Annotated in this window: 24 protein-coding genes; 9 read left to right on the top strand and 15 right to left on the bottom strand. The window is 62.0% G+C overall.

The features are described 5' to 3' along the window. The first annotated feature begins 44 nt into the window (after positions 1-44). The 3 genes from NKH05_RS17680 to NKH05_RS17670 are packed head-to-tail and all read left to right on the top strand — an operon-like array spanning position 45 to position 4653. Positions 45-2975, top strand: coding sequence for a molybdopterin oxidoreductase family protein (locus NKH05_RS17680; protein WP_023719520.1), 2931 nt, complete (start codon positions 45-47; stop codon positions 2973-2975). Then, the gene (locus NKH05_RS17675) at positions 2972-3706 is read left to right on the top strand and encodes a 4Fe-4S dicluster domain-containing protein (RefSeq protein WP_023719521.1); all 735 of its coding nucleotides are present in this window, start codon (positions 2972-2974) and stop codon (positions 3704-3706) included. Before NKH05_RS17680 ends, NKH05_RS17675 begins: the two co-directional genes overlap by 4 nt. 11 nt (positions 3707-3717) lie before the next feature. Next, the gene (locus tag NKH05_RS17670) at positions 3718-4653 is read left to right on the top strand and encodes a dimethyl sulfoxide reductase anchor subunit family protein (RefSeq protein WP_023719522.1); all 936 of its coding nucleotides are present in this window, start codon (positions 3718-3720) and stop codon (positions 4651-4653) included. Between the two features lie 6 nt (positions 4654-4659). Here NKH05_RS17670 and pdeM read toward each other — a convergent pair whose 3' ends face one another. The 5 genes from pdeM to NKH05_RS17645 form a co-directional block, all read right to left on the bottom strand. After that, positions 4660-5358: a ligase-associated DNA damage response endonuclease PdeM gene (pdeM, locus tag NKH05_RS17665; RefSeq protein ID WP_502895892.1), complete on the bottom strand. Its 699-nt coding sequence runs from the start codon at positions 5356-5358 to the stop codon at positions 4660-4662. Positions 5359-5372: 14 nt separating this feature from the next. After that, a complete protein-coding gene (locus NKH05_RS17660) occupies positions 5373-7895 on the bottom strand; it encodes a ligase-associated DNA damage response DEXH box helicase (RefSeq protein WP_352483225.1) in 2523 nt (840 codons plus the stop codon). A 67-nt stretch (positions 7896-7962) separates the two neighbouring features. Further along, a complete protein-coding gene (locus NKH05_RS17655) occupies positions 7963-8823 on the bottom strand; it encodes a C40 family peptidase (RefSeq protein WP_352483226.1) in 861 nt (286 codons plus the stop codon). Between the two features lie 30 nt (positions 8824-8853). Next, on the bottom strand, positions 8854-9204 hold the full coding sequence (locus NKH05_RS17650) for a MarR family winged helix-turn-helix transcriptional regulator (RefSeq protein WP_023719526.1): 351 nt from the start codon (positions 9202-9204) through the stop codon (positions 8854-8856). Between the two features lie 69 nt (positions 9205-9273). Next, complete coding sequence (locus tag NKH05_RS17645; protein WP_023719527.1) at positions 9274-10641, bottom strand: leucyl aminopeptidase family protein; 1368 nt, start codon at positions 10639-10641, stop codon at positions 9274-9276. A gap of 122 nt (positions 10642-10763) precedes the next feature. On the opposite strand from NKH05_RS17645, the gene NKH05_RS17640 reads away from it, so the two are divergent. Then, complete coding sequence (locus NKH05_RS17640; RefSeq protein WP_023719528.1) at positions 10764-11585, top strand: tetratricopeptide repeat protein; 822 nt, start codon at positions 10764-10766, stop codon at positions 11583-11585. Between the two features lie 116 nt (positions 11586-11701). On the opposite strand, the gene NKH05_RS17635 is transcribed toward NKH05_RS17640, so the two are convergent. The 9 genes from NKH05_RS17635 to NKH05_RS17595 all read right to left on the bottom strand — a co-directional run bounded on the left by NKH05_RS17635 (position 11702) and on the right by NKH05_RS17595 (position 20769). Continuing rightward, on the bottom strand, positions 11702-12718 hold the full coding sequence (locus NKH05_RS17635; RefSeq protein ID WP_352483228.1) for a type II secretion system F family protein: 1017 nt from the start codon (positions 12716-12718) through the stop codon (positions 11702-11704). 11 nt (positions 12719-12729) lie between these two features. Next, positions 12730-13743 carry a type II secretion system F family protein gene (locus NKH05_RS17630; protein WP_023719530.1) on the bottom strand — a complete coding sequence of 338 codons (1014 nt, stop codon included), beginning with the start codon at positions 13741-13743 and terminating at the stop codon, positions 12730-12732. Positions 13744-13772: 29 nt separating this feature from the next. Beyond that, positions 13773-15281 carry a TadA family conjugal transfer-associated ATPase gene (locus tag NKH05_RS17625; protein WP_023719531.1) on the bottom strand — a complete coding sequence of 503 codons (1509 nt, stop codon included), beginning with the start codon at positions 15279-15281 and terminating at the stop codon, positions 13773-13775. Positions 15282-15310: 29 nt separating this feature from the next. Continuing rightward, on the bottom strand, positions 15311-16594 hold the full coding sequence (locus NKH05_RS17620) for a CpaE/TadZ family protein (protein WP_023719532.1): 1284 nt from the start codon (positions 16592-16594) through the stop codon (positions 15311-15313). A 54-nt stretch (positions 16595-16648) separates the two neighbouring features. Next, complete coding sequence (locus NKH05_RS17615) at positions 16649-17383, bottom strand: CpaD family pilus assembly protein (RefSeq protein WP_023719533.1); 735 nt, start codon at positions 17381-17383, stop codon at positions 16649-16651. A 14-nt stretch (positions 17384-17397) separates the two neighbouring features. Next, positions 17398-18924, bottom strand: a complete 1527-nt coding sequence (locus NKH05_RS17610) for a type II and III secretion system protein family protein (RefSeq protein WP_023719534.1) — start codon at positions 18922-18924, stop codon at positions 17398-17400. Continuing rightward, complete coding sequence (cpaB, locus tag NKH05_RS17605; protein WP_023719535.1) at positions 18921-19736, bottom strand: Flp pilus assembly protein CpaB; 816 nt, start codon at positions 19734-19736, stop codon at positions 18921-18923. The genes NKH05_RS17610 and cpaB overlap by 4 nt, the downstream gene beginning before the upstream one ends. A gap of 191 nt (positions 19737-19927) precedes the next feature. After that, positions 19928-20446 (bottom strand): A24 family peptidase, encoded by a 519-nt coding sequence (locus NKH05_RS17600; RefSeq protein ID WP_023719536.1) that lies wholly within the window; start codon positions 20444-20446, stop codon positions 19928-19930. Positions 20447-20595: 149 nt separating this feature from the next. Continuing rightward, positions 20596-20769: a Flp family type IVb pilin gene (locus NKH05_RS17595; protein WP_023719537.1), complete on the bottom strand. Its 174-nt coding sequence runs from the start codon at positions 20767-20769 to the stop codon at positions 20596-20598. A gap of 345 nt (positions 20770-21114) precedes the next feature. Here NKH05_RS17595 and NKH05_RS17590 point away from each other — a divergent pair, with 345 nt between their 5' ends. The 3 genes from NKH05_RS17590 to NKH05_RS17580 all read left to right on the top strand — a co-directional run bounded on the left by NKH05_RS17590 (position 21115) and on the right by NKH05_RS17580 (position 22899). After that, entirely contained in the window at positions 21115-21537 is a 423-nt protein-coding gene (locus NKH05_RS17590) for a pilus assembly protein N-terminal domain-containing protein (protein ID WP_023719538.1), read from the top strand. A 150-nt stretch (positions 21538-21687) separates the two neighbouring features. After that, positions 21688-22248: a TadE/TadG family type IV pilus assembly protein gene (locus NKH05_RS17585; RefSeq protein WP_031194173.1), complete on the top strand. Its 561-nt coding sequence runs from the start codon at positions 21688-21690 to the stop codon at positions 22246-22248. 30 nt (positions 22249-22278) lie between these two features. Continuing rightward, complete coding sequence (locus NKH05_RS17580; RefSeq protein ID WP_023719540.1) at positions 22279-22899, top strand: TadE/TadG family type IV pilus assembly protein; 621 nt, start codon at positions 22279-22281, stop codon at positions 22897-22899. A 28-nt stretch (positions 22900-22927) separates the two neighbouring features. Here NKH05_RS17580 and NKH05_RS17575 read toward each other — a convergent pair whose 3' ends face one another. After that, a complete protein-coding gene (locus tag NKH05_RS17575) occupies positions 22928-23854 on the bottom strand; it encodes a phosphate/phosphite/phosphonate ABC transporter substrate-binding protein (RefSeq protein WP_023719541.1) in 927 nt (308 codons plus the stop codon). A gap of 159 nt (positions 23855-24013) precedes the next feature. On the opposite strand from NKH05_RS17575, the gene NKH05_RS17570 reads away from it, so the two are divergent. After that, complete coding sequence (locus NKH05_RS17570; RefSeq protein ID WP_352483230.1) at positions 24014-25255, top strand: phosphopentomutase; 1242 nt, start codon at positions 24014-24016, stop codon at positions 25253-25255. Next, the gene (mutM, locus tag NKH05_RS17565; RefSeq protein WP_023719543.1) at positions 25248-26138 is read left to right on the top strand and encodes a bifunctional DNA-formamidopyrimidine glycosylase/DNA-(apurinic or apyrimidinic site) lyase; all 891 of its coding nucleotides are present in this window, start codon (positions 25248-25250) and stop codon (positions 26136-26138) included. The genes NKH05_RS17570 and mutM overlap by 8 nt, the downstream gene beginning before the upstream one ends. The last annotated feature ends 9 nt before the right edge of the window (positions 26139-26147 follow it).

The following is a 26147-nucleotide window of genomic DNA, read 5'->3' as shown; positions in this document are numbered from 1 at the left end:
AAGACGAGAGCCAAGGCCGCGGAACGCAACAACATCGCCGGATCATGACCAACAAACCGCTGCGCGGCGCCAACTCAGCACCATCCCAACGGCCGCTTGCCGATACGCGCGCGCCCGCCGAAGGCGACGGCGTCGATACTTCGCCTGATGTCTCCGACAGCATCGCCAAGACCACCTGCTATATGTGCGCCTGCCGCTGCGGCATCGACGTTCACATCAAGGACGGCAAAGTCCGCTACATCAACGGCAACAAGGACCATCCGGTCAACCGTGGCGTGCTGTGCGGCAAGGGCAGCGCCGGCATCATGCAGCACTACAGCCCGGCTCGGCTGAAGAAGCCGCTGCTGCGCACCGGCCCGCGCGGCTCGGGTGAGTTCCGCGAGATCGAGTGGGAGGAAGCTTTGTCGATCGCGACGAAGCGGCTTTCGAATATCCGCCGAACCGATCCGAAGAAACTCGCCTTGTTCACCGGGCGCGACCAGTCGCAATCGCTGACCGGCTGGTGGGCGAGCCAGTTCGGCACACCGAACTTTGCCGCCCATGGCGGCTTCTGCTCGGTCAATATGGCGGCCGGCGGCCTCTACACGATCGGCGGCTCGTTCTGGGAGTTCGGCGAGCCCGACTGGGACAACACCAAATATTTCATGCTGTTCGGGGTTGCCGAGGATCATGATTCCAATCCGATCAAGATCGGTCTCGGCAAGCTCAAGGCACGCGGCGCCAAGGTGGTCTCGATCAATCCCTGCCGCACCGGCTACAACGCGATTGCCGACGACTGGATCGGCATCCGGCCCGGTACCGACGGCCTGTTCGTGTTTGCGCTCGTCCACGAATTGCTTAAGGCCGGCCGTGTCGATCTCGACTACCTCTTGCGCTACACCAACGCCCATCTTCTCGTCATTCAAGAGCCTGGTGCTGCCGATGATGGGCTGTTCATGCGCGACGGCGACGGCAATCCGCTGGCTTGGGACAGGGTGGCAAAGATGCCAGTCAATGCCAGTGACGCCGACGCGAAGCCCGCACTGACCGGCAGCTTTCTCGTCGACGGCCGCCGTTGCGTGCCGGTCTTCCAACTCGTCGCCGACCGCTATCTGGATGAGAGCTATTCACCCGAGGCGGTCACTGACCGGTGCGGCATCTCCGCCGATACCATCCGCAGGATCGCCGCCGAACTCGCTCATGTCGCCTTCGAACAGCAAATCGAATTGCCGGTGGCGTGGACGGACTGGGCCGGCCGCCGGCACGAGACCATCAAGGGCCGACCGGTGTCGATGCATGCGATGCGCGGCATCTCGGCCCATTCGAACGGTTTTCACTCTTGCCGCGCCATTCATCTGCTTCAGGTGCTTCTCGGCACGGTGGACGTGCCGGGCGGCTTTCGCTTCAAACCGCCTTATCCACGGTCTGCACCGCCGGGTCCGAAGCCAGCCGGCAAGAATGTGAAGCCGATGACGCCGCTCGAGGGCATGCCGCTCGGTTTTGTCTGCGGACCGGGGGACCTGCTGATCGACGAAGGCGGCAAACCGATCCGTATCGACAAGGCCTACTCCTGGGATGCGCCGCTGGCCGCACACGGGCTCATGCACACGGTTATCCGTAACGCCTGGGCCGGCGATCCCTACACGATCGACACTCTGTTCATGTACATGTCCAACATGGCTTGGAACTCGTCGATGAATACCGTCGAGACGATGGCCATGCTGACCGATATTGATGCGTCGGGTGAGTACACGATCCCGTTCATCATCTATTCCGACGCTTATTATTCCGAGACCGTACCTTTTGCCGATCTGGTGCTGCCGGACACGACCTATCTCGAGCGTCATGACTGTATCAGTTTGCTCGATCGGCCGATCAGCCACGCCGACGGGCCGGGCGACGCCATCCGCCATCCCGTCGTCGAGCCGGATCGCGACGTCAGGCCGTTCCAGACGGTGCTGATCGAACTCGGCGCGCGGCTCAGCCTGCCCGGCTTCGTCGACGACGATGGTTCCGCCAAATACCGCGACTATCCCGACTACATCGTCAATCACGAGCGCACGCCAGGTGTCGGTCCGCTCGCCGGCTGGCGCGGCAAGGACGGGGCCTCGGTCGGCAAGGGCGACGTCAATCCCGACCAGTTGCAGCGCTACATCGATAATGGCGGCTTCTGGCACCAGGATTTCGCCGCCGATCAGCGCTACTACAAGATGGCCAACCGCTCCTATCTCGAATTCGCCGAGAGCATGGGCTTCATCCCGAAGGCCGAGCCGATCGTCTTCCAACTCTATTCCGAGCCGATGCAGCGCTTTCGCCTTGCGGCGCGCGGCCATGGCGGGGTGCTGCCGCCGGAGGCGGAGCGCAGCCGTATCGAGACCTATATGGATCCGCTGCCGTTCTGGTACGCGCCCTTCGAAGAGGCTGCAGTCGATAGCCAAGCCTATCCGCTCCACGCGCTGACGCAGCGGCCGATGCACATGTACCATTCCTGGGGCGCGCAGAATGCGTGGCTAAGGCAGATCACCAGCCAGAACCGGCTGTTCGTGCACAATCGGACCGCCGCCAGCCTCGGGCTTGTCGATGACGACTGGGTGTGGATCGAGAGCATCAACGGCAAGGTCAAGGGGCAGATCAGCCTGATCGACGGCGTCAACGCCGATACGGTGTGGACCTGGAACGCGATCGGCAAACGGCGCGGCAGCTGGGGGCTCAAGGATGACGCGGCCGAATCCAATCGCGGCTTCCTGCTCAACCACATCATCGGCGACCAGACCTCTGCCGATGCGAATGGCAAACGCTATTCGAATTCCGATCCTGTCACCGGCCAGGCGGCATGGTTCGACCTGCGCGTGCGCATCGTCAAATGCGCGGCCGAGGAAGCTGGCTTCACCGAGCCGCAATTCGAGCGGTTCCGGCAGCCGCCACACTTCGAGCCCTCGCCCGACAAGCTCAGTTTCGGCGCCGAATTCCGTCGGGAGAGAGAAGCTGCCGAATGACTTGCCTTCCCGCCCACACCGACAAAAAGCTCGGCCTGGTCATCGACCTCGACACCTGCGTTGGTTGCCAGGCCTGCGTCACCGCCTGCAAGGAATGGAACACCGGCGGCCATATGGCGCCGCTAACCGACATCGACCCCTATGGCGGCAATGTCGACGGCGTCTGGTTCAACCGCGTGCACAGTTATGAGCACATGACCGAGATGGGTGGGCGCACGGTCAATTTCCCGCGCTCCTGCCTGCACTGCGAGACACCGGCGTGCGTCACGGTCTGCCCGACCGGCGCCTCCTACAAACGGGCGTCGGATGGCATCGTGCTGGTCGACGAGGACAAATGCATCGGCTGTAAATTGTGCAGCTGGGCCTGCCCCTACGGCGCGCGCGAATTCGACACGGATGTCGGCGTGATGAAGAAATGTACGCTGTGCGTCGACCGCATCTATAACGACAATCTGGCGGAGGAAGACCGCGTGCCGGCCTGCGTTGCCGCCTGCCCGACCAGCGCGCGGCATTTCGGCGATCTGGGCGATCCGGCATCGGCTATCTCGCAACTGGTGGCGGAGCGCGGCGGTGTCGACCTGATGCCGGAGATGGGCTACAGGCCGACCAACAAATATCTGCCGCCACGCGCCCACACCAATCGCGCCGCATCGGTGCCGGCACAGGCGCTCCAGCCGATGCGAGCCGAAGGCGGTTTCCTTGGCTGGGTCGACCGCATGCTTTCGAACTGACCCGCGCCTTCATGCATCCAGCCTTCTCCGTCGTCTTTTTCACCACCGCCACGGGCGCCGGTTACGGCCTGCTCGCGCTGCTTGGCGTGTTGGCCGGACAGGGCTTTATCCCGCCCGATTTCTGGCTTGGCCTCACCGGCATGGGGCTGTCGCTCGGCCTGATCTCGGCAGGCCTGCTGTCCTCGGCCGGCCATCTCGGCCGGCCCGAACGCGCCTGGCGTGCCTTCTCGCAATGGCGTAGCTCATGGCTGTCGCGCGAAGGCGTTGCCTCGGTCGCCACCTTCGTGCCGGCGGGACTGTTCGGTATTGGCTGGGTGGTCCTCGGCCGTACGAGCGGCTGGGTGGCTGTCGCCGGGCTGCTCGCTGCCATCGGCGCGGTCGCAACCGTCTGCACCACCGGCATGATCTACGCGTCGTTGAAGCCGATCGCCCAATGGCACAGCCGCTTCACCCTGCCCGGCTATCTGATCTTTTCGGCGATGACCGGCAGCGTACTGCTCAACGCCCTGCTGCAGGGATTTGCGGCAGGCTCGAATATGCTTCTGGCGGCTGCCCTGTTGCTGACCGCGCTTGGCTGGGGTTTGAAGCTGGCGACCTGGCGATACAATGATAGGCTGGAGATCCCGACCAATGCCAACACCGCAACCGGGCTTTCCGGCGGCACGGTGCGGTCGATGGAATGGCCGCATACCGAGGAAAACTATCTGCTCAAGGAAATGGGCTTTCGCATCGCACGCAAGCACAGCGCAAAGCTGCGGCTGATCACCCAGGCTCTGGCCTTTGCCTTGCCCGCTTTGCTGCTGATTGCGGCGTTTGCCTTGCCGTGGCCCTTTGCGGCGGCTTCGTCGATACTCTCCGCAATCGCCCAACTCGCCGGCATGCTGGTGGAGCGCTGGCTGTTCTTCGCCGAGGCCAAGCACACTGTTACCCTCTATTACGGACGATAGGGCAGCTCAGCCCGGCCTGAGCATCGAGTGGGAAATCGCGAAGATGCGCTCAGTGCCAAGCATATAGGCCATCAGCGTTTCGCGGCGGAACAGCCCGGCATAGGCGCGGTCAAGGAGATTGAGCGAACCGGTGTAGGCGCCGAAGGCCGGCATGATCATGCGGCCGCCATCGCCGGCAAAGCAGCGCCGCCGCACCGAACGGCCTTGCTGGACGATGCGGGCGCAAGGATGCAGATGGCCTGATATCTCGCCCTCCACCCTTACCGCCGAAGGCTCGTGCCGGAAGAGCAGAGAGCCGATGGCCAGCTCGCGCACGGTGTCGCCCGGCAGGTCGGCCGGTGCTTCCGGGTCATGATTGCCGGCGACCCAGAACCAGTCGCGCCCAACCATCAGCCCTTCCAGCCTTTCGCGAAAGCTTGCGTGCATGCGCGCGGCGCCGCCGCCATCGTGAAAACTGTCGCCCAGGCTGATGACGATCGCAGGCTGATAATCGGCAATCACCGTCTGCAGCCGGAGCAGCGTGGCGCCGGTATCGTAAGGCGGAACCAGCGTGCCGCGCCTTGCCAGTGAGGAGCCTTTTTCCAGATGCAGGTCGGATACGGCCAGAAGCCGGAATTCGGGAAAATAGAGCACGCCGCGGCGGTCGCAGATCGCGCGTTCGCCAGCGATACGGACAGCGCCCGTATCCGCCAGAGTCGCAGCCATTGCCAGCGCCACAGTCATTTCGTTCCCATGGCCTCCTCGACCAGCGTGGCTGCATCCATCAGCAGCGTCTCATCGGCCTCGCCGTGCACCGGCATCTTGCCGATCTCAAGCATGATCGGCACGGCGAGCGGCGATATCTGCTCGAGATTCTTATGCATGATTCGACCCTGGACGCGCGAGAGCATCTCGGCAAGTCTGCTGACATCCAGCAGACCGGTCGCGGCATCGGCCCGCGTCGCCTGCAAAAGGATGTGGTCGGGCTCATGGCTGCGCAGCACGTCGTAGATGAGGTCGGTCGACACGGTCACCTGGCGGCCGCTCTTCTCCTGGCCCGGGTGGCGTTTCTCGATCAATCCCGAGATCAGCGCGCAATTGCGAAAGGTGCGCTTCAACAGCCAGCTGCCGGCGAGCCAGGCTTCGAGGTCGTCGCCCAGCATATCTTGATCGAAGAGCGCAGCCAGCGACGGTTTCTTCGCCCTGAACATGTGACCCATATCGGCCAGCGACCATATGGCAAGCGCATAATCGGTGGCGACGAAGCCGAGCGGCCTGGCTCCCGCCCTGTCGAGGCGGCGGGTCAGCAGCATGCCCAGCGTCTGGTGCGCCAGCCTGCCCTCGAACGGATAGGCCACCAGGTAGTAGCGGTTGCCGCGCGGAAAGGTCTCGATCAGCAGATCGTCGCGTTTCGGCAGCACCGACTTGTCGGCCTGGAAACGTAGCCAGTCGGCGACCTGCTCCGGCAGCTTCTTCCAGCGCTGCGGATCGTCCAGCATGGCGCGCACCTGTTCGGCTAGGTACGTCGAAAGTGGGAATTTGCCGCCGCCATAGTACGGCACCTTGGCGTCGCTGCCCGGCGCGTTCGAGACGAAGCACTCACTCTCGCGGATGCCCTCGAAGCGCAGCACCTTGCCGGCGAACATGAAGGTGTCGCCGTGCGTCAGCGTTTCGAGGAACGCCTCCTCGATCTTGCCAAGAACCCGACCGCCACGCGAAGCCGCGCCTCTGCTGCCGGCCTGGACGTAGCGCACGTTGAGCGCCGGCACTTCAATGATGGTGCCGACATTCAGCCGGTATTGCTGAGCGACGCGAGGATTGGACACCCGCCACAGCCCGTCCTTGTTGAGACGAATACGGGCGTAGCGTTCGTAGTTCTTCAGCGCATAGCCGCCGGTGGCGACGAAATCGATGACGCGATCGAATGTCGGCCGGTCGAGATCGGCATAGGGTGCTGCCGTTCGCACTTCCTCGAACAGCGCATCGGCCTGGAACGGCGCACCGCAGGCGCAGCCCAGCACGTGCTGCGCCAGCACGTCGAGCCCGCCATTGACCAGCGGCGGCGTATCCTGGGCGCCCAGATAATTGGCGTCGAGCGCCGCCCTGCATTCCAGCACCTCGAAGCGATTGGCCGGGATCAGGATCGCCTTCGACGGCTCGTCCATACGGTGGTTGGCCCGACCGATGCGCTGTGCCAGCCGGCTGGCACCTTTCGGCGCGCCGACATGGACGACCAGGTCGACGTCGCCCCAGTCGATGCCGAGGTCGAGCGTCGAGGTGGCGACGATGGCACGCAAGGCGTTCTCGCCCATCGCTTTCTCGACGCGCCGGCGCTGGGCGACGTCGAGCGAGCCATGGTGTAGCGCGATCGGCAAGGTGTCCTCGTTGACCCGCCACAACTCCTGGAACAGCAGCTCCGCCTGGCTGCGCGTGTTGACGAACAGCAGGGTTGTCTTGTGGCGCTTGATCTCGTTGTAGATCTCCGGCGTTGCGTAGCGGGCCGAATGTCCCGCCCACGGCACGCGCTCCTCCGAATCGAGAATGGAGATCTCGGGCTTGGCGCCGCCAATGACAACGATCAGTTCGGCCATCGGCCCCGGTGGATTCTGGCTGACCAGCCAGCGCCGCAATTCGTCGGGCTCGGCGACCGTCGCCGACAGGCCGATCATCTGCAGGGCGGGCACAAACGAGCGCAGCCGGGCCAGGCCAAGCGACAGGAGGTGCCCACGCTTCGAGGTCACCAGCGAATGCAGTTCGTCGAGTACGACATAGCGCAGGTCCTCGAAGAAGCGCCTGGCGTCGGGCGCGGCAATCAGCAACGCCAATTGCTCGGGCGTGGTCAGCAGAATGTCGGGCGGCGCCAGCTTCTGCCGCTGGCGCTTGTGTGCGGGCGTATCGCCGGTGCGCGTCTCGACAGTAACCGGCAGCCCGATCTCTTCGACGGGTTTGCCGAGATTGCGCTCGATGTCGACGGCCAGCGCCTTCAACGGCGAGATGTACAGCGTGTGGATGCCGCGATGCGCCTGCCCTGGCCTTCTCCTTGGCCGGCCGGCCAGTTCGGTCAGCGATGGCAAGAACCCGGCCAGCGTCTTGCCGGCGCCGGTCGGGGCGATCAGCAATACCGACTGCCCGCCCTGAGCCTTGGCCAGCAATTCGATCTGATGGGCGCGCGGCGACCAGCCTTTTTCCGCAAACCATTTGACGAATGGCTCGGGCAGGACGACGGCGGCTTTCTGTTCGGCAAGGCGCGGCTGCTCTGTCACGCGTCAGAGGTAGCGCGGCGGCGCGCGATCGCCAAGCAGAATCAGAACAAAAGGTGATCGATTCGCGTTACGGCCGGCGAAACCCCGTCGGACCGCCATAGAGATAGCCGATACGGGCGATCGCTTCGCTCAGTCCTTCACGCGATACCAGCATGGTGTGGCCATTGGCGTGGATTATCGTCTCGGCGTCGGTCATGATAGCGACGTGGCCTTTCCAGAACACCAGGTCGCCGCGCTGAAGCCCGGAAAAGTCCGGCCCCGGAACGAGCGGCTCGCCGATGGTTGCCGCCTGCATGTCGGAATCGCGCAGCACCTGCCTGCCGGCCATGCGCATCGCCAATTGCACGAGACCGGAACAGTCGATGCCGAAGCCCGAGGCGCCGCCCCACAAATAAGGCGTGCCGAGAAAGCTCTCGGCAACAGCAACGTAGTCGGCGGCCGCCTCGGCGACAGGCCTGAGATGACCCGAGATGACCGCTTGACCGGACGGCAACAGCGCATAATGCGTGCCGCGTGTTTCGGCTGAGCCCGTCACCGTCACCAATGATCCCATCGACAATTGCCCGCTCACCGGAAAGCGCAAGTCGGGTCCTGGATAGAGAAAGGTGCGCGGCACCGAAACGATATGGGTCGGCGCATGGTCCCGAGCGCCCAACGCCGTGTCGGCGACATAGCCGACATAGCCGTCGCATTCGCCCTGGATCCAGGCCCAGCCTTCTGCGTCCTCGAAGACGAGAATGTCATCGCCGAACAGAAGCTGTGTGTTGACACCGGCATTCGGCCGTGGCGCCTTGCGGATGTCGGCCACGGAAGCGGTGATGCGAGCCGGCCGGCCGGCGACGAACCGGTCGGCGGCGACCTCGCCTCTCAGCCTGGCATCGGCGAGATCGGAGCGGAAGGCATGGAGGCGGGCATCCCTGGCGGTCAAATCGGCAACTCGTTCAAATGGACAATTTGGTCAAATCGGCAGCTCTTGGGCTCTGGCAATGATAACATCGCCGAAGCGTTCGACAAAGAGCGCACCTTCGACTGTGCGCCTGACCAGCACGTTGCGCTTGTCGAGCTCGTCGCGGTGGCGCGACACCAACTTCAGCGCCCCCATCGTGTCGAGCGCACGGGTGATCACCGGCTTGGTGACATTGAGGCGGGCAGCCAGACCGCGCACCGTGTGCGGCGGCGGATCGAGATAGATGGTGAACAGGATCGCCGTCTGGCGCATGGTGAGATCGGGTGCGTCGTCGCGCACCTGCGACAGCACCACCTGCTGCCACAGTCGCAAGGCCTGACTTGGACGCATGATAATCGACATCCGTCCAGCATGACGGAAAATTGTTTCGGTTCCGTTTCAGTCAACACCTTCGTCGGCTATGCCGAGACATCATCCGCCGAAGCGGTTCGAAATGACACGCTCCAGCGCCCGGATGCCTTGCGCCTCGCCGCCGGCAAGGCCGTGCGGGCGGTCCGACGGGTTCCAGGCGAAGATGTCGAAATGCGCCCAGCTGGCGGTCTTTTGGACGAAGCGCTTCAGGAATAGCGCCGCGGTGATCGAGCCGGCGAGACCATCCGACGTGACGTTGTTGATATCGGCAATTTTCGACGCCAGCTTGGCGTCATAGGGCTTCCACAACGGCATGCGCCATAGCGGATCCTCGACCGCAACGGAGGCGTCCGCCAGCTCGGATGCAAGCGCCTCGTCACCGGTGTAGAAGGGCGGCAGGTCGGGGCCGAGCGCAACACGGGCAGCGCCTGTCAGTGTTGCCATATCGACCAGCATCTGCGGCTCCTCGTCGTCGGCCAAGGCTAAGGCGTCGGCGAGGACCAGCCGCCCTTCAGCGTCGGTGTTGCCGATTTCGACGGTGATGCCTTTGCGGCTCACCAGCACATCGCCTGGACGGAAGGCGTTGCCGGCTATCGAATTCTCGACAGCGGGGATGAGCACGCGCAGCCGGACCTTCAGCCTGGCGGCCATGATCATGGAAGCGAGGCCCAGCACGTTGGCAGCGCCGCCCATGTCCTTCTTCATCAAAAGCATGCCCGAGGACGGCTTGATGTCGAGGCCGCCTGTGTCGAAGCAGACGCCCTTGCCGACCAGCGTTATCTTGGGGGCATTCTTCGGCCCCCAAATCATGTCGATCAGGCGCGGCGCGTCGGCCGAAGCGCGACCGACGGCATGAATCATCGGAAAGTTGGCGGCGAGAAGATCGTCGCCCTTGGTCACCGATATTTCAGCCTTGTGCGTCGCGGCCAAGGTCCGGGCGGCATTCTCCAGCTGGCCGGGACCCATATCGCTGGTCGGCGTGTTGACCAGGTCGCGTGCCAGGAAAACGCCATCGGCGATGCGTCTGACGCGAGCGGCGTCGGCGCCGGACGGCAGCGCGAAGCGAAGCGTCCTGCCGGGCTTCTTGCCATAGCGGGTGAAGACATAGCCGCCGAGTGCCAGCGCGAGTGCCGTAAGCTCCGGCTTGGCCGGTGCGGACGCAAGACGCCACTCGCCTTCGGGCAAGGCTCTCGCCAGTGCCCCGACGGCCATTGCACCCTCGTCGTCGCCGGTGCCGAACAGGGCTCCGGCAATCGCACCGTTGTCGCCAGGCACAACCAGCGTCCTGCCGGCCTCGCCGGAAAAGCCGTTGGCCTTGGCCCAGGCGACTGAGGATGGCTCAAGGCCCGCCGCCGCCTGCGCATCCTTCGCCACCAAATGGACCGGCAGCGCATTGCTCAATTTTTTCTCGACGAGTTCAACAGGCATTCGCTGGTCTCCGGCTTCTGAGTCGGCATTTCTTAACTCTCCGTTAGGGTTAACAGAATATTTCTGCGGGAGGGAAGATGACCACGCAAATGGTCACGCGCATGAACGGAGCCCTGGTGCCGATGCCGACCGACCGCAGGATGAACGCCAGCGCAAATAGGCTGATCACCACGGCGTTGATGATGGTGCTTGCCGCAAGCGTCGCTGGCTGCGGAACCAGCAAATTGACGACTGGCTCGATTTCTCGCCCAAGCGGCAAGCCGCTGGAAACAATGTCGGCGGGCGAACTGCACAACGCCACGATGGCGCTCGGGCAGTCCTACTCGAAAAGCCCCAACGACAAGCGGATCGCGACAAACTATGCCGCGGCGCTGCAGATGGACGGTGACGCCGACCAGTCGCTTGCGGTGATGCGCAAGCTGGCGATTGCCTTGCCGAAGGACCGCGACGTGCTCGCCGCCTATGGCAAGGCGCTTGCCGCCAACGGACAGTTCGAGCCAGCTCTCGATGCCGTGCGCCGCGCGCAGACGCCCGAATATCCTGACTGGAAACTTGTATCGGCGGAAGCTGCCATTCTCGACCAGCTCGGCCAAAAGGACGAGGCGCGTCAAGACTATCGCAAGGCGCTGGACCTCAAGCCGAACGAACCGTCGATCCTTTCCAATCTCGGCATGTCGTACGTGCTGGAAGGCGATTTGCGCACGGCCGAAACCTATATGCGCTCGGCCGCCCAGCAGCCGAATGCCGACAGTCGCGTCCGCCAGAACCTAGCGCTGGTCGTCGGTCTGCAAGGACGTTTCGACGAGGCCGAGAAGATCGCCTCACAAGAGCTGTCGCCGGAACAGGCGCAGGCCAACGTCGCTTACCTTCGCCAGATGCTGGCGCAGCAGAATGCCTGGAGCCAGCTCAAGGAGCAGGACAAGGCAAAGCCTGCCACCAACTGACCGCTTCGAGCGCCGAACCGGCGCGAGAATTCCGCAACATGTCAAACGCAAGGAACCGCGCGACACCGGCAGCGCGGCTTTGAATCGTAGCAGCGTTTGTGGCGACGCCGCTTGGGCTACTGGCTGCTCGATTTCGGCTGGTCGCCAAAGATGCCGCGCTGACTCACCTGGATGCCGGCGGGACCCAGAATGATGGCGAACAGCACCGGCAGGAAGAACAGGATCATCGGCACGGTAAGCTTCGGCGGCAGCGCGGCCGCCTTCTTCTCGGCGGCATTCATGCGCATGTCGCGGCTCTCAGCGGCAAGCACGCGCAGCGCATGCGCCACGGGCGTACCGTAGCGCTCGGCCTGAACCAACGCCTGGGACACCGACCTGACGGATTCGAGGCCAGTGCGGCTTGCAAGGTTCTCGTACGCCTGCTTGCGCTCCTGCAGATAGGAAAGTTCGGCATTGGTCAGGATGAATTCTTCCGCCAATGCCACCGATTGCGCGCCGATCTCATCGGCGACCTTGCGAAGCGCTGCTTCCACCGACATGCCGGACTCGACGCATATCAGCAACAGGTCGAGCGCGTCCGGCCACGCCATCTGAATCGACTGCTTGCGCTTGGTCGCACGGTTGTTGACGTAGAGCACCGGCGCGTAGAACCCGGCATAGGCAACCACGATGCAGACGAACAGCTTCACGAAAAGCGGCTGCTCGGGCAGTCCTCCAAGCACGAACAGATATATGGCCGCCAATGCAAAGCCGATGAAGGGCAGGACGAGGCGGAAAAAAAGGAAGCGCGTCAGCGGATTTTGGCCGCGAAAACCCGCCACTTTCAATTTCTGCAAGGTACCTTCGTCCGCCAGCGCACGCCTGAGATCCAGGCGATCGACAATATTGCGCATGCCGACCGACTGCTCTTCGCGCAGGCCCTTGCGGCGGCGGTCGGCTTCGACTGCCAGCCGCGCGCGCTGTTTGGCGCGCAGCTCATCGCGCTCCAGCGCCACGGATTTCATGCGCGCCTTGAGCTGGTTCCCGCCAAAGGCGGGCAGCAGCGTGAAGACCGTCGCAAACACCGCGATGCCGACCAGCAGTGCGATCAGCAGGGACGGGTCGGTGAGAGTTCTGATGACGTGATCGGTCATACGCGCGAATCCTAGACTTCGAAGTTCATCATCTTGCGCATTACCAGGATACCCATCGACATCCAGACGCCGGAACAACCGAGGATCAGATGGCCGGTGCTGGTGGTAAAGAGGGGCATGATGTAGTTCGGGCTCGTCAGATAGACGAGAAAGGCGACGACGAAAGGCAGCGCGCCGATGATCACGGCGGATGCCTTGGCTTCCATAGACAACGCCTGGACCTTGGCCTTCATTTTCTTGCGGTCGCGAAGCACGCGCGAAAGATTGCCCAGCGCTTCGGAAAGATTGCCGCCAGCCTGAGACTGGATCTGGATGACGATGCCGAAGAAGCTCGCCTCGGTGCACGGCATCGTTTCGGGCATGCGCATGGCCGCGTCGGGGATCGACAAACCCATTTGCTGCGAATCGACGATGCGGCGGAACTCGGTCTTGACCGGCTCGGGGGATTCATTGGCGATCAGGCGCACGGCGTCGTTCAGCGGCAGGCCAGATTTTACTGCACGCACGATGATGTCGAGCGCGTTCGGAAATTCGTTGAGAAACGCCTTGACGCGGCGTGCGCGGCGAAACGAGACGAACCAGCGCGGCAGACCCAAGACACCGACCAGCAGCGCAGCCGGCAAGACCAGCAGCGGTGCGCCGATGAAATAGACCAAAGCCGTCAAGACGACGCCGCAGACCGCCGAATAGACATAGAAGCGCTCAATCGAGACCTTCATGCCGGCCTGGCGGATTTGGATCTTCAGCGGTGGTTTCTTGACCAGGCTCTGGTTGGACTTTTGCTTTTGGTCGAGATCCTTCAGCGAATCCTGGACGGATTTGCGACGCTTGGCCGCTTCCGCCACGCGATCGCGCGAAGCCTTGACGACGGAACGATCCGTCTCGGCGGTCTTGATCGATTCAAGCCGCTTGCCGACCTGCTTCTCGGTGCTGATCCGATTGAACAGGAAAGCATAGGCCACTGCGCCGGCGCTGAAGCCGGCGAGCACGACGAATGCCAATACGGTGCTGTCAATCCCGAACATCGACCCTGGCCCCCACGCTTCCAGACGGATCAGTCAGCGCGTTTCTCCATCGCCTCGAGTGCAACGGCTAGGCGCTGCTCCTCGCCATAGTAGCGGGCGCGCTCCCAGAAATGCGGACGGCCGATGCCGGTCGACACGTGCTCGCCCAGCAACCTGCCGTTCGCATCCTCGCCCTTGATGTTATAGAGAACGATGTCCTGGGTGATGATGACGTCGCCTTCCATGCCGATCACCTCGGTGATGTGGGTGATGCGCCGCGATCCGTCGCGCAGGCGTGCAGCCTGTATGATCACGTCGACGGAGCCGACGACAATTTCGCGTACGGTTTTTTGCGGCAGCGTGTAGCCGCCCATGGCGATCATTGACTCTATACGGTTGAGGCATTCGCGCGGGCTATTCGAGTGGATCGTTCCCATCGAGCCGTCATGGCCGGTGTTCATCGCCTGCAACAGGTCGAACACTTCGGGTCCACGCACCTCGCCGACGATGATGCGCTCGGGCCGCATGCGCAGACAGTTCTTGACCAGGTCGCGCATGGTCACTTCGCCCTCACCTTCAAGGTTGGGCGGACGTGTTTCGAGACGCACCACATGTGGCTGCTGCAATTGCAGCTCAGCCGAGTCCTCGCACGTAATAACGCGTTCCTCGCGGTCGATATAGTTGGTCAGGCAATTGAGCAGCGTCGTCTTGCCGGAGCCGGTACCGCCCGAAATGACAATGTTGCAACGGACGCGGCCGATGATCTTGAGAATCTCGGCGCCTTGCGGCGAAATCGAGCCGAACTTGACCAGTTGGTCGAGCGTCAGCTTGTCCTTCTTGAACTTGCGGATGGTAAGGGCGGTGCCGTCGATGGCCAGGGGCGGTGCGATGACGTTGACACGGGAGCCATCAGGAAGACGCGCATCGCAGATTGGGCTTGATTCATCGACGCGGCGGCCAACCTGGCTGACGATACGCTGGCAGATGTTGAGGAGCTGCTGGTTGTCGCGGAAACGGATGCCGGTCTGCTCGACCTTGCCGTTGACCTCGATGTAGACGTTCTTGGAGCCATTGACCATGATGTCGGCAATATCGTCGCGGGCAAGCAGTGGCTCCAGCGGCCCGTAGCCCAAGACGTCGTTGCAGATATCCTCGAGAAGCTCTTCCTGCTCGGCGATGGACATCGCGAAGTTCTTGATCGCGATGATGTCGTTGACGATGTCGCGGATTTCCTCGCGCGCGCTTTCGGGATCGAGCTTGGCGAGCTGCGACAGATCGATCGTGTCGATGAGTGCGGAGAAGACCTGGCTTTTGGTGTCGTAATAGCTCTCGCTGCGCTCACGCTGAATCCTTTTCGGCTCCGGCGCCAATGGCGGCGGCTCGACCGCACGGCGAACCGCCGGCCCTGCAGGCGCGCCGGATGGCGGCAGCGCCCCGGGCCTGGCAGCTACCGCCGCTTCCACAGGGTTCGCGGCCGCCGGCGCGGCAGGTGCGGGTGCTGGCTGACGGAATTCCGGGATGGTCCGGTTGCCGTCGTCGCTGCCTCTTTTACCAAACATGATCGCTTACCAATTCCACCGCTGCGGCATCACTTCTTGTTGCGCGAAAGCTTGCCGAGCAGGTTGCCGAGGCCAGCCTTTTTCTTCACCTTGATTTCGCTGCGCCCCGTCAGCACATGGGCAATCTCGTTGATCGTGGCGACGACGGGGCTCTTGGCATCCATCTCACCGAGCATACGTCCGTTGTTGGCGGCATTTCCGAACAAAAGCGGCTCGAACGGGATGACCGACATCGGCGAAAGGCCGAGCGATTCGGAGAAATCGGACGGCGTAATCTCGGGACGTTTCGGCACACCGGCCTGGTTGATCACAAGCTTTGGCGCAGGATCGTTTGGACGAAGCCGCTTCAGCATGTCGACCAGGTTCTTTGTGTTTCGCAGATTGGCCAGTTCGGGCGTCGCCGTGATAACGATCTCGTCGGCCTTGACCAGCGTGTTCTTGGTCCAGCCGGCCCACACATGGGGGACATCGAGCACGAGGAGCGGCGCGCTACGCTGGGCTATGTCGATAAGCTGGGTGAAGGCGTCGGGCTCGAAATCGTAGACCCGCTCCAGGGTCGAAGGTGCCGCAAGCAGCGACAGGTGCTCGGCGCATTGGGCGAGCAGCCGGTCGAGATAGACCTCGTCGACGCGTTCCGGCGAGAAGACCGCCTCGGCAATGCCCTGCGCCGGGTCCTGGTCGAAATTGATGTTGGCCGTTCCGAAGGCGAGGTCGAGATCGGCGACAACCACTTCGGACTTGAAAAGGGACGACATGGCCCAAGCCACATTATGGGCTATTGTCGAGGAGCCGACGCCGCCCTTGGCGCCGATGAAGGCAATCGAGCGGCCGATCGGCTCAGCTTCCGGATCAACGAAGATCGAGGACACCACGCTGACGATGTCGGCCATCGATACCGGGGCGATGACATATTCGGAAATGCCCGAACGGATGAGTTCGCGATACAGGCCGACATCGTTGTAATGGCCGACAACCACCACCTTGGAGGTCGGATCGCAGTGCTCGGAGAGCTGGGCGAGTTGTTCCAGCAACAGCTTCGGCTCGCTGCGCGATTCAAGCAGGATCAGGTTCGGTGTCGGCGCAGACTGGTAGAATTCGATAGCGGTGGGGATGCCCCCCATATGCACCTTCAGATGGGCCTTGGCCATACGGCGATCCTCGCCAGCGCGCTCGACCGGATTGGCTACGCCTTCGGTCTCGCAGAACGCCTGGATCGAAATGCGCGGGATCGGCCGCAACGCCTGCATCGCGGCAATATCCTGCTCCGAGGTTTCGCCGCCTGCTACCTCTGTGTCATAGGCAAGATTGCTCATTGTCATCTCTTTCAGTGACTTGCGCGGCTTAGGTCTGTTGAGCCTCAACACTCGTTAATATTCGACTTCCGAATTGCCGAGGAGTTCGTCCGAAATTCCTCTGTCGCGATAGACGTCGATCACCGCGCTCCGATTTGCCGCGTCGATGGGAGTCTGTTTGCGCGGCCCGATCAGATCGGCCGGATTGGCCATCTGGGCGGCAAGGTTGTTTTGGTACGAACAGCCGAAATCGGCATAATGCTTGTTTTCCGAAGTCTCCAGAAGGTCTTCCGGCCAGCGCCCGCATTTGTCCGTCTGAGCCTTCACCGAGACGTAGGCGACACGGACCGGGGCGGACGCTTCGGCCGAAACGGATTGATAGGACCGCACGGCGATCCGCTTCCGGCTGATGCCGCTGGCTATGGCAAGCCTGGCGAAATCGCGGCCGGCCGCGGCCGCTGCGATTTCGTTAGCCGAGCCGCTCGGGACCTCAATCGTCAGCACCGGAGCCGCGCTCCTGTCGTATCCGTCCAGAAAGCCCAGGAGCGTGTCGCGCTGGAATCTGGTCATGCCACGGTCGCCGGCGCCGACCGGAAGGTCGATCTTCTGGATCTTCTCGGCGATGACGATCGGATGGGTGGTGCGATAGTCGTCCGGTATGGCACCGACCGTGACGCTGTCGCGATTGGCGCAGCCGGCCAGTGATGCCGCCATCACGACCGCCATGATGGGAACGGCGGGCCGCCAGATTCGCAAATGGACCGACCGCATCGCGGTGATCGCCTTTGTCTTCGATGCTGACTGAGACATGTCCGCTTCCCCGCTTACTTGTAGATGAAGCCGACAACGCCGTGATAACGGCCGTTGGGCTTGTCGGTCTGCATGGTGCCGTAGACGCGGTTGACGCGTCCAAGGAACATGGCGGCCCCGTCGCTGGCGGCGTTGAAATTGTCGTCAGGCTTGGCAAGGTCGTTGCGCGCCACCGGCTTCACCAGATAGGGCGTGATGATGATGACGAGCTCGGTCTCGTTGCGAACGAAATCCCTGCTGCGGAAGAGCGCGCCGAGCACTGGAATCTTTGTCAGGCCAGGCAAGCCGTTGACGGCTTGCCTGACATCGTCGCGGACGAGCCCGGCAATCATCATCGAGCCGCCCGAAGGCAGTTCCACCGTCGTGTCGGCCAAGCGTTTGCGAAGCGACAAGGCGTTCATGCCAAGGCTTTTTACGCCTTCGGAATAAGATACTGACCCTTCCGTTGTCGGCTCGGAGACCGACGTCCTGACTTTCAGGCTGATGCGGCCGGGAGACAGCACCACCGGCTGAAATTCCAGGCCAATACCATATTCGATCTTCTCGACTGAATAGGTTTTCAGACCTGTCTGGTTATCGTTGGAGACGGCTTCGGAAACGCCGGTCACCATGTTATATTCACCGCCGACCTTGAAGGTCGCCTTCTCGCCGGATACGGCCGTCAATGTTGGCTCGGCGAGAGTCTTCATGACGCCGGACTGTTCCATGGCGTTGATATAGGCCTGCAGCGTCGAGCTGCTGATAGAGAGGCCCGAGTTCGACAGCGACTTGCCTAAACCGGTGAAATTGTCGCTTAACGCGCTCCAGCTGATGCCGTTGCTGCTGCCGCTGCCGATCATGTTGACGCCGAGCTGCTTCATCACCGAGCGGCTGACTTCGGCAACCGTCACCTTGAGCGTCACCTGGTCGTCGCCGATAATCTGCAGCAGGTTGACGATCTTGCTGACGCGGCGCTCGGTGTCCGGATTGTTGATGTCGACGCCGGCATCGGCGGAGCCGCCGGCAGCGGTCTGCGAATATTGACCCGTGGTCGCTTCGCCGCCTGAGACGAAGATCTCCGCCAGGTCTTGCGCACGCTTGGCGTCCAGCGGAGTGTCAACGGTTCCGGTCAGAACGACATTGTCGTTCAGCAACTCGACCTTGATCTCCGATGACGGGATGAAGCGCTTGATATAGTCCTCCAGCCCGGCAACATCGCGTTCGACCGCCAGATCAAGGCTGACGATCTGTTCGCCATTCGGGCCAAAGACGAAGATGTTGGTCTCGCCGACCGCCTTTCCGAATAGATAGATGCGCCTGGCGGTGCGGGTCACCGCATCGGCTACCGCGGGGTTGGCAACGAGAATATCGTAGGCATCGCTCGGCAGGTCGATGACCACCGATTTGTTAAGCCCGAGCTTCACTCGCTGGGTGGCCGTCGAGGCTGTGACCCTGGCATTGTTCGCCGCATGGGCATCGAGAGTGCCATACGCATTCGTTCCAAGGAGAAACAGGCCGATCGCCGCAGCCAAGGTGACCGGCAGTTTGGTTTTTAGCTTCATTTCCTCGCCCCCACTTCGGAAACTTCGCCCGACTTGATCAACCGCACCGTTCCGCGCCGACCATTGCCGGAAACCAGGTAGTCGGCCTCCCCCACATTCTTGTCCTGGCTGTCCTTGATTGAGCGCAGTGCCAATGTCAGGCGATCCGCCATCTGCTGAGCGACGGTGATGATCTCGGACTGCTGCGGCGTCAGTTCCAGGGTGGCGGTCTGGCCGACCCTGGTCTTCTTGCCTTCCTCATCCTCCTGAATGGTCTGGTCGATCGCCAGGACGCGAATGTTCTTGAGGATAGTCTCGGTCGTGAAGCCCGGACTACCGCCATTGGCGGTATCGGCTCTGCGGGTCATGATGACGTCGACGAAATCGTTGGGAAGAATAAAGCCACCGGCCGAAGTGTCGGCCGAGATGCTTGTGGCGACAGCCCGCATGCCGGAGGGCAGGATCGACGACATGAAGCTTTGCCCCTCACCGATCAACTTCGAGCGCCGCAACGGCTCGCCGGCATACAGCGCCACGCGCGCGACGCCGCCCTTCAGCTTATCCAGCGCTTCAGGCTCGGCGGCGCGGGTGATGAAATTTGCGTTGATGCCGGCGGACGGCCATGACTCCCAGGAAATGTTGTTCTCTAGCGGACTGCCCATCGGAACATCGCCGGAAAGGACAAGCACGTCCTGCAGCGCGATCGCCGGCGCTTGGGGGCCGGAATCGACAACCGGAGGCGGCGGAGGCGCGACCATGTTCTTCGCGACATAGCCTGCACCTCCGGCCGCGGCTATCGCCACGCCTAGAATAATCAATCGGGATGCTGGCATCTGTCCGAACCTCGCCCTTGGCAAACCACCTGGCCAAGCCGGACTTTGCAGCGGCAATCGTCAAAACAAGGTTAATGTTATACTTACGATCGTGATTAATTTAACGTTTACATAAATTAGAGCGACCAAGCGCGGCCCGAAGGAAAGACGTCGCCAACTCGCCAGGCCCGGCGCAAACGGAGTAACGCAAATCAGCCCGCCAGCCTGGCGAGAGCCCAGGCCATTAACGGCGAGTCCGGATAGGTAAGCAGACCGCCAATGCCAAGCGCAATGCCGTACGGAACACCGGTCGCGTCATCGGCGAAATGGCGCAGGAACGGATTGTGGCTTGTGACGGCGGCAAGCAGCGATTTTCGATAGGCGAGAATGGCAAGCGTCAGCAAGCCGCCTATGAATGTCGAGGCGACGAGATATTCGATGAGATGGACATTCAGTCCCATCCACATGGCAGTGGCGGCCAGGAGCTTCGCGTCGCCGCCGCCCATGCCGCCAAGCGCGAACAGGCCGAACGTCACCGCGAGAACCAAGCCGGCGGCGGCGAAATGCCAGCCATAGGTGGCCCAATCCATGCCGGTCAAAGGCGCTACCAAGGCGAAGACAACCACAAGCAGCACAGGCACGCGATTGGCGATCGTCATCGACAGCATGTCGGAGATCGCGGCAAAAAGCATGCAGAACGGAAAGACGACGAAGATCACGGCTTCAAGCATGGACGAACGCCTGTGGTCAAATTGTACCTGGCCTAACCTAGGCACATTCTATTAACGACTGATGAGACTTCAAAGTGTTTTGTTACTATAATGCAACAGGGGCCGCAACGGAGCGGCCCCTGTTCTTGAAAAGTGACTGGCCGCGTAGCTTAATTGACGCCGTTGACCTTGCTGGCGATCTTGTCGAACTTGGCGTTCAGCGCGTTGCCGAGCGAGCCGGCGCCAACCATGATGGCGAGCGCGATGAGGGCGGCGATCAGACCGTATTCGATAGCGGTCGCGCCGGATTCGTCCTTCACAAAACGTGCGATGAGGTTAGACATTCGAGCTCCTACTCCAATTGTTACAGCACTTCCGTCAACTTCTCTTGATGGCTGATCGGATGCTGCGAATGTAAGCGGAAGCTGTTTCGATCGGCTTAATAAACAGGCTTACCGATTCCTTTCCCGCTTCGATGACATTGCGTAGTTAACCCAGGACTAAAATACCGGCCACTGGGTCCACAGGCTAACAAAGGGCGCAAAAGGCGCAATTCGGCAAAGAGGTTTGAGCCGTGCCTGCTAGCCCAATGCCGGTTCCGGCTTAATCCTGAACTCCAGCCGCTTAACGGTTGGTTCACCAATCTCGTTCATGTTCTGTTGAACAGTTTGTTGCCGGGGAGCGCCTCAATGGCCGGGCCGAGATCGTCATTTCCAATTGCCGTGGTTCTTGCCGCAGCGGCTTTCGCCGTTCCAGCCAAGGCAGGCGCCGGCATCGAGGTCACGATGAACCAGGCAAAGATCGTCAAATTGTCGCGCGCCGCCGATACGATTGTCGTCGGCAATCCGGCGATCGCTGACGCCTCCGTGCAGGACGCATCGACGATCGTACTGACCGGCAAGGGATTTGGCGTCACCAATCTTGTCGTCCTCGATCAGGAGGGCAACCCGATCGTCGATGAGCAAATAACGGTCGTGCGCCAGGCAGCGTCGTCGGTGCGCATCTATCGGCGTGCCGAAGTACAGACCATGTCCTGCGCGCCATATTGCGAAAGCTCGTACAAGAGCGATGCCGAGAAGGCCTCTGAGGCCGAGATGAGCGCCGGGCATTAGCTAGCCGACTTCTCCACCTTTGCGGGAACGCTTCGGTTATTGCCTGGTTAAGGCCTTTCCGCCGAATTTAACGGTCATTCCAACCGGACTTCAATCGGTTCCGACTAATGGTGGGATCCGATGCAGAACTGGAATCGGCGGGTAGAGGACATGAGCAAGGCAGGACGAGCAGGTTTTCCCGGAAGGTTTTTGGGCGACCGACGCGGAAGCACGGCGATCGAATTCGCCATGCTTGCAATTCCATTCGCGCTTCTTGTCTTCGCCATCCTGGAGAGCTGTATTTCATTTGCCGCACAAGAAGTGATGGCAAACGCCACAGACGACATCGCGCGCCAACTGCGTACCGGCCAATTAAGACCGGCCGATGTGTCCGGGACCAAGCTGCGGGATATGATCTGCACCAAGTTGGAGATCATGGTCGCCAAGACCTGTCCCGGATTGCTGGTGGATTTGCGCGAATATCCGACCTTCGCCGATGCGGCGCTGGCCGGTTTCAAGATCCAGGATGGCGACGTCGTGTTGACCAAGGGCACGAGCACACAGACCTTCACCGTCGCACCAGGCCTGGCAGAGTCGAGAAACATGCTGCGGGTTTTTTACAAATGGCCGGTGATGACCGACTTCATGGCCAAGTCGATGGCCAATCTGAAGGACGGCAAAACGCTGCATTTCGCTTCGATCACTTGGCAGAACGAGCCGTTCGACAACTGAACCACCTAGTCGCTTGAAAAGGGCAAAGCCATGATTCGTGCGGGGGCACAGCTGGGCATCGCAGAGATTTGTACAAGAGCAGTCCGGCTTTGCTCGGACCGCCGCGGTATTGCGGCTGTCGAGTTTGCCCTCATCGTGCCTGTCCTGTTGATCATGTACTTTATGACCATGGAAGCCTCGCAAGCCATCGAGACCAGCAAGAAGGTCAGCCGCATCGGCAGCATGGTAGCGGACCTTGTCACGCAGCAGCAGACCATCAAGGCGGCCGATCTCGATGCCATCATCGCGATCGGCAGTTCCACGCTTCAGCCCTATAATCGTTCGAAACCGAAGATCATCATTACGGCGATACAGGTCACGGACGAGACGACGCCGAAAGTCTTGGTCGTGTGGTCGCGCAAAGTAGTCGATGGTGTCTCTAGCGTCGACGCCATCAAGGATTCCGCCACAACGGTCCCGAGCGCGCTCAAGATCAAAGGCACTTTCCTCATTCGGGTCGAAAGCGATCTCGCCTACAAGCCAATCATCACCTGGTCGGCGGATGGCCAAAGCCGGTTCGGGTTGAGCTCGGCCTTCAATTCGATATCGATGGCGGAAACTTATTATCTACGGCCGCGAAGGAGCCCGACCATTCCGTGCAGCGATTGCTGACGCCTGAAGCCCGCTAACCGGGCTGTAGCTATTGCGTGCGGCCGCGGGCCGAGACCAGGTGCACGATGGCCGCAGCCAGCACATAATCCCTCGGACCGGCAACGGCGAACCCGCCGGAGTGTCTCGGCTCCAGAAGATCGTAAATGTCCGGCGCGGCTGATCTGAGATTGGTGAGAAAGACGGTGAGCCGGCGCTTGGCTTCGGGGTCCAGATCGCTGCGGACGGCGTGCGGACCATACCTCAGCAGGCCTGAGGTCCATACGACCTGAAGCGACGATTTCGAGAGCCCTGCGGCCTCGAGCCTCGCCACCGTGCCGCCAGGAGGATTTGGCCGTCCCTCTGCCACAGCCGGGATCCAGCCGAATATGGCATCGGCCTCGCCCTCGACCAGCATTGCTTCAGCTGCGGCAGCCGAATTGGCGTGGGTCAAAAACGGCGCATCTTCCGCCACGTTGACCCCGTCTGCAGCCAGCCCGGCAAGCGGCAACAAAGCACCACCGACGCTGTCGAAAGGCGCCATGACGACCCGATGGACTGCCATGGCCATCAGATCGGGAACCCTCCCGTCGCGCGTCAGCAGTACGGAGCGGATGCCGATGGCGCCGCCGGAATCGAGCGGCGCCGCGAGAGGTTCGACACATCCGCACCGTTCGGAGGCGGCGGCGTAGGCGGTTGCCGAATAGATTGCATATTCGATCCGCGCATTGGCCTGCGCCTCGATCAACGACGTATAGTCGCGGGCAACGACAAACTCCACCTTCATGCCGAGCGCTTTGGTATAGGCGTCGGTCAGCAGCGCCAGACCTGGAACGGTGTTGCCGGCGCCAGGCTCGGCGACGATACCGATACGGAACGTTCCGATATCATCGCGCCAATCGGCACGCGCCAGGTTCGCGCAAGATGCATCCAGCAGCAAGGCCAGTACGGCAGCGAATGCTTTCAGGGCAGGCCTCATGCGAGCTCCATGCCGCGCATTTCGATCGGCAGATCGACCATGCCGCGATTCGTTTCTCCCGGACCAGCACGCCAAGCCGTGCCGTTCGGGTTTCCGAATTGCCAACGGCAGCGCGGAACCCTATGTCTGAGTCAACACCCAGGCAATGATGAACCTTTGATGGCACGCGCCTCCCTTTTTGTCCTTGACTCCTTCGGCATCGGCGGCGCGGCCGACGCCGAACGCTATGGCGACACTGGCTCCAACACGTTCGCACACATCGCGCAGGCCTGCGCGGAAGGCCGCGCCGATCGCGGAGGCCTGCGTGGCGGACCGCTTCTTGTACCAAACATGCTATCGCTCGGCCTCGGCCATGCCGCGGCAACGGCGACGGGTTTCAGGTTCGAGAATGGCGGCAGCGTCGAGTTTGCCGCCGCCTTTCACGGCGCGGCACAGGAGGTTTCGAGCGGCAAGGACACGCCATCGGGCCATTGGGAAATAGCCGGCCTGCCGGTCCGTTTCGACTGGGGTTACTTCCCCGACACGATTCCCGCCTTTCCAGCCGAGTTGACCGAAGCAATGGTGCGTGAAGGGAAGGTGCCCGGCATTCTCGGCAATTGTCATGCCCCCGGCACCGAGATCATCGAACGGTTCGGCGAAGACCATATCCGCACCGGCAAGCCGATTTGCTACACCTCGGTCGACTCCGTCCTGCAGATCGCCGCGCATGAGGTTCATTTCGGCCTGGAACGGCTTTACGACTTCTGCAAGATAGTGCGCGGGCTGGTCGATCCGCTGAATATCGGGCGCGTCATCGCACGACCGTTTATCGGTGAAACCGCCGCCACGTTCGCGCGAACGCATAATCGTCGCGACTATGCCGTACCACCGCCGGAACCGACGCTGCTCGACCGGCTGACGGCGCGCGGCAGCCGGGTTATTGCAATCGGCAAGATCGGCGACATCTTCGCCCATCGGGGGATCTCGGAAGTCCGCAAGGCTGCCGGCAACATGGCGATGTTCGACAAAGCGCTTGGCGCCATGGAAGATGCCCGCGACGGCGACTTCGTCTTCGCGAACTTTGTCGACTTTGATACCGAGTTCGGACATCGGCGCGACGTCGCGGGGTATGCCGCCGCACTCGAAGCTTTCGACCGGCGCCTGCCGGAGGCATTCGCGCGGCTGAGGCCAGGCGATCTGCTCATTTTGACCGCCGATCACGGCAACGATCCGACGTGGCGCGGCACCGACCACACACGCGAGCGTATTCCGGTTATCGGCACACGGCCGGGTTTCAAAGGCGCGGACATTGGACTGAGGACGACATTTGCCGACATCGGCGAAACCGTGGCCGAACATCTCGGGCTGGCGCCCGGCCCATACGGCACCTCCTTCCATGCCACGATAAGCGGCCATGCCTGAGCTGCCGGAGGTCGAGACAGTCAGGCGCGGTCTGCAGCCGGTCCTTGAAGGTGCCCGCATCGTCGGTGTCGAGGCACGCCGGCCCGATTTGCGGTTTCCATTCCCCGAGAGATTTTCGGAGCGGCTGACCGGCAAGACGATTGCAGCGCTCGGCCGCCGCGCCAAATATCTGACGATGCACCTGGACAACGGCCCGGTGCTGATCTGCCATCTCGGCATGTCGGGTTCGTTTCGCGTCGAAACGGCCGACGAGAGTGCAACACCCGGCGCGTTCCACTATGAACGTTCGAAAAACACCGCTCACGATCACGTCGTCTTCGACATCACATCACCTGCCGGCGTCCGCTCTCGCGTGATCTTCAACGACCCGCGCCGCTTCGGGTTCATGCTGTTTTCGGAAGACGAGCCAGACATGCATCCGATGCTGGCGGGATTAGGTGTCGAGCCTACAGGCAATGCACTGGACGGCGCTCTGCTCGCTTCGCTGCTGAAAGGTCGCAAGTCACCGCTGAAGGCGGCACTTCTCGACCAACGGCTGATCGCCGGGCTAGGCAATATCTACGTCTCGGAAGCGCTTTGGCGGGCCGGCCTGTCACCGCTGCGCAAAGCGGGCACGCTCGCGAGAGCCGGCAAGAAAGCCAGAGAACAGAGCGAACGCCTGGCCGAAGCAATCCGCTCGGTCGTCGCCGACGCGATCGCCGCCGGCGGCTCGTCGTTGCGCGATTATATGCAGACCGATGGATCGCTGGGCTACTTCCAGCATTCCTTCGCGGTTTATGATCGCGAGGGCGAGGCCTGCTCCAAGCCTGGTTGTGGCGGACACATCGAGCGTATCGTGCAAAGCGGTCGCTCAACGTTCCACTGCCGGACCTGTCAGGCTTGAAACACAAGC

The organism is Mesorhizobium sp. M1399, from assembly GCF_040317735.1.
In the GTDB taxonomy this organism is placed as follows: Bacteria; Pseudomonadota; Alphaproteobacteria; order Rhizobiales; family Rhizobiaceae; genus Mesorhizobium.
The sequence above is the reverse complement of the archived record's forward strand: the minus strand, read 5'-3'. Positions and strand labels throughout refer to the sequence as shown.

Coding starts and splice junctions, on each gene's coding strand:
- NKH05_RS17680 (WP_023719520.1), top strand. CDS start 45: ATGACCAACAAACCGCTGCGCGGCGCCAACTCAGCACCATCCCAACGG.
- NKH05_RS17675 (WP_023719521.1), top strand. CDS start 2,972: ATGACTTGCCTTCCCGCCCACACCGACAAAAAGCTCGGCCTGGTCATC.
- NKH05_RS17670 (WP_023719522.1), top strand. CDS start 3,718: ATGCATCCAGCCTTCTCCGTCGTCTTTTTCACCACCGCCACGGGCGCC.
- pdeM (WP_502895892.1), bottom strand. CDS start 5,358: ATGGCTGCGACTCTGGCGGATACGGGCGCTGTCCGTATCGCTGGCGAA.
- NKH05_RS17650 (WP_023719526.1), bottom strand. CDS start 9,204: ATGTCGATTATCATGCGTCCAAGTCAGGCCTTGCGACTGTGGCAGCAG.
- NKH05_RS17645 (WP_023719527.1), bottom strand. CDS start 10,641: ATGCCTGTTGAACTCGTCGAGAAAAAATTGAGCAATGCGCTGCCGGTC.
- NKH05_RS17640 (WP_023719528.1), top strand. CDS start 10,764: ATGCCGACCGACCGCAGGATGAACGCCAGCGCAAATAGGCTGATCACC.
- NKH05_RS17635 (WP_352483228.1), bottom strand. CDS start 12,718: ATGACCGATCACGTCATCAGAACTCTCACCGACCCGTCCCTGCTGATC.
- NKH05_RS17630 (WP_023719530.1), bottom strand. CDS start 13,743: ATGTTCGGGATTGACAGCACCGTATTGGCATTCGTCGTGCTCGCCGGC.
- NKH05_RS17625 (WP_023719531.1), bottom strand. CDS start 15,281: ATGTTTGGTAAAAGAGGCAGCGACGACGGCAACCGGACCATCCCGGAA.
- NKH05_RS17620 (WP_023719532.1), bottom strand. CDS start 16,594: ATGAGCAATCTTGCCTATGACACAGAGGTAGCAGGCGGCGAAACCTCG.
- NKH05_RS17615 (WP_023719533.1), bottom strand. CDS start 17,383: ATGTCTCAGTCAGCATCGAAGACAAAGGCGATCACCGCGATGCGGTCG.
- NKH05_RS17610 (WP_023719534.1), bottom strand. CDS start 18,924: ATGAAGCTAAAAACCAAACTGCCGGTCACCTTGGCTGCGGCGATCGGC.
- cpaB (WP_023719535.1), bottom strand. CDS start 19,736: ATGCCAGCATCCCGATTGATTATTCTAGGCGTGGCGATAGCCGCGGCC.
- NKH05_RS17600 (WP_023719536.1), bottom strand. CDS start 20,446: ATGCTTGAAGCCGTGATCTTCGTCGTCTTTCCGTTCTGCATGCTTTTT.
- NKH05_RS17595 (WP_023719537.1), bottom strand. CDS start 20,769: ATGTCTAACCTCATCGCACGTTTTGTGAAGGACGAATCCGGCGCGACC.
- NKH05_RS17590 (WP_023719538.1), top strand. CDS start 21,115: ATGGCCGGGCCGAGATCGTCATTTCCAATTGCCGTGGTTCTTGCCGCA.
- NKH05_RS17585 (WP_031194173.1), top strand. CDS start 21,688: ATGAGCAAGGCAGGACGAGCAGGTTTTCCCGGAAGGTTTTTGGGCGAC.
- NKH05_RS17580 (WP_023719540.1), top strand. CDS start 22,279: ATGATTCGTGCGGGGGCACAGCTGGGCATCGCAGAGATTTGTACAAGA.
- NKH05_RS17575 (WP_023719541.1), bottom strand. CDS start 23,854: ATGAGGCCTGCCCTGAAAGCATTCGCTGCCGTACTGGCCTTGCTGCTG.
- NKH05_RS17570 (WP_352483230.1), top strand. CDS start 24,014: ATGGCACGCGCCTCCCTTTTTGTCCTTGACTCCTTCGGCATCGGCGGC.
- mutM (WP_023719543.1), top strand. CDS start 25,248: ATGCCTGAGCTGCCGGAGGTCGAGACAGTCAGGCGCGGTCTGCAGCCG.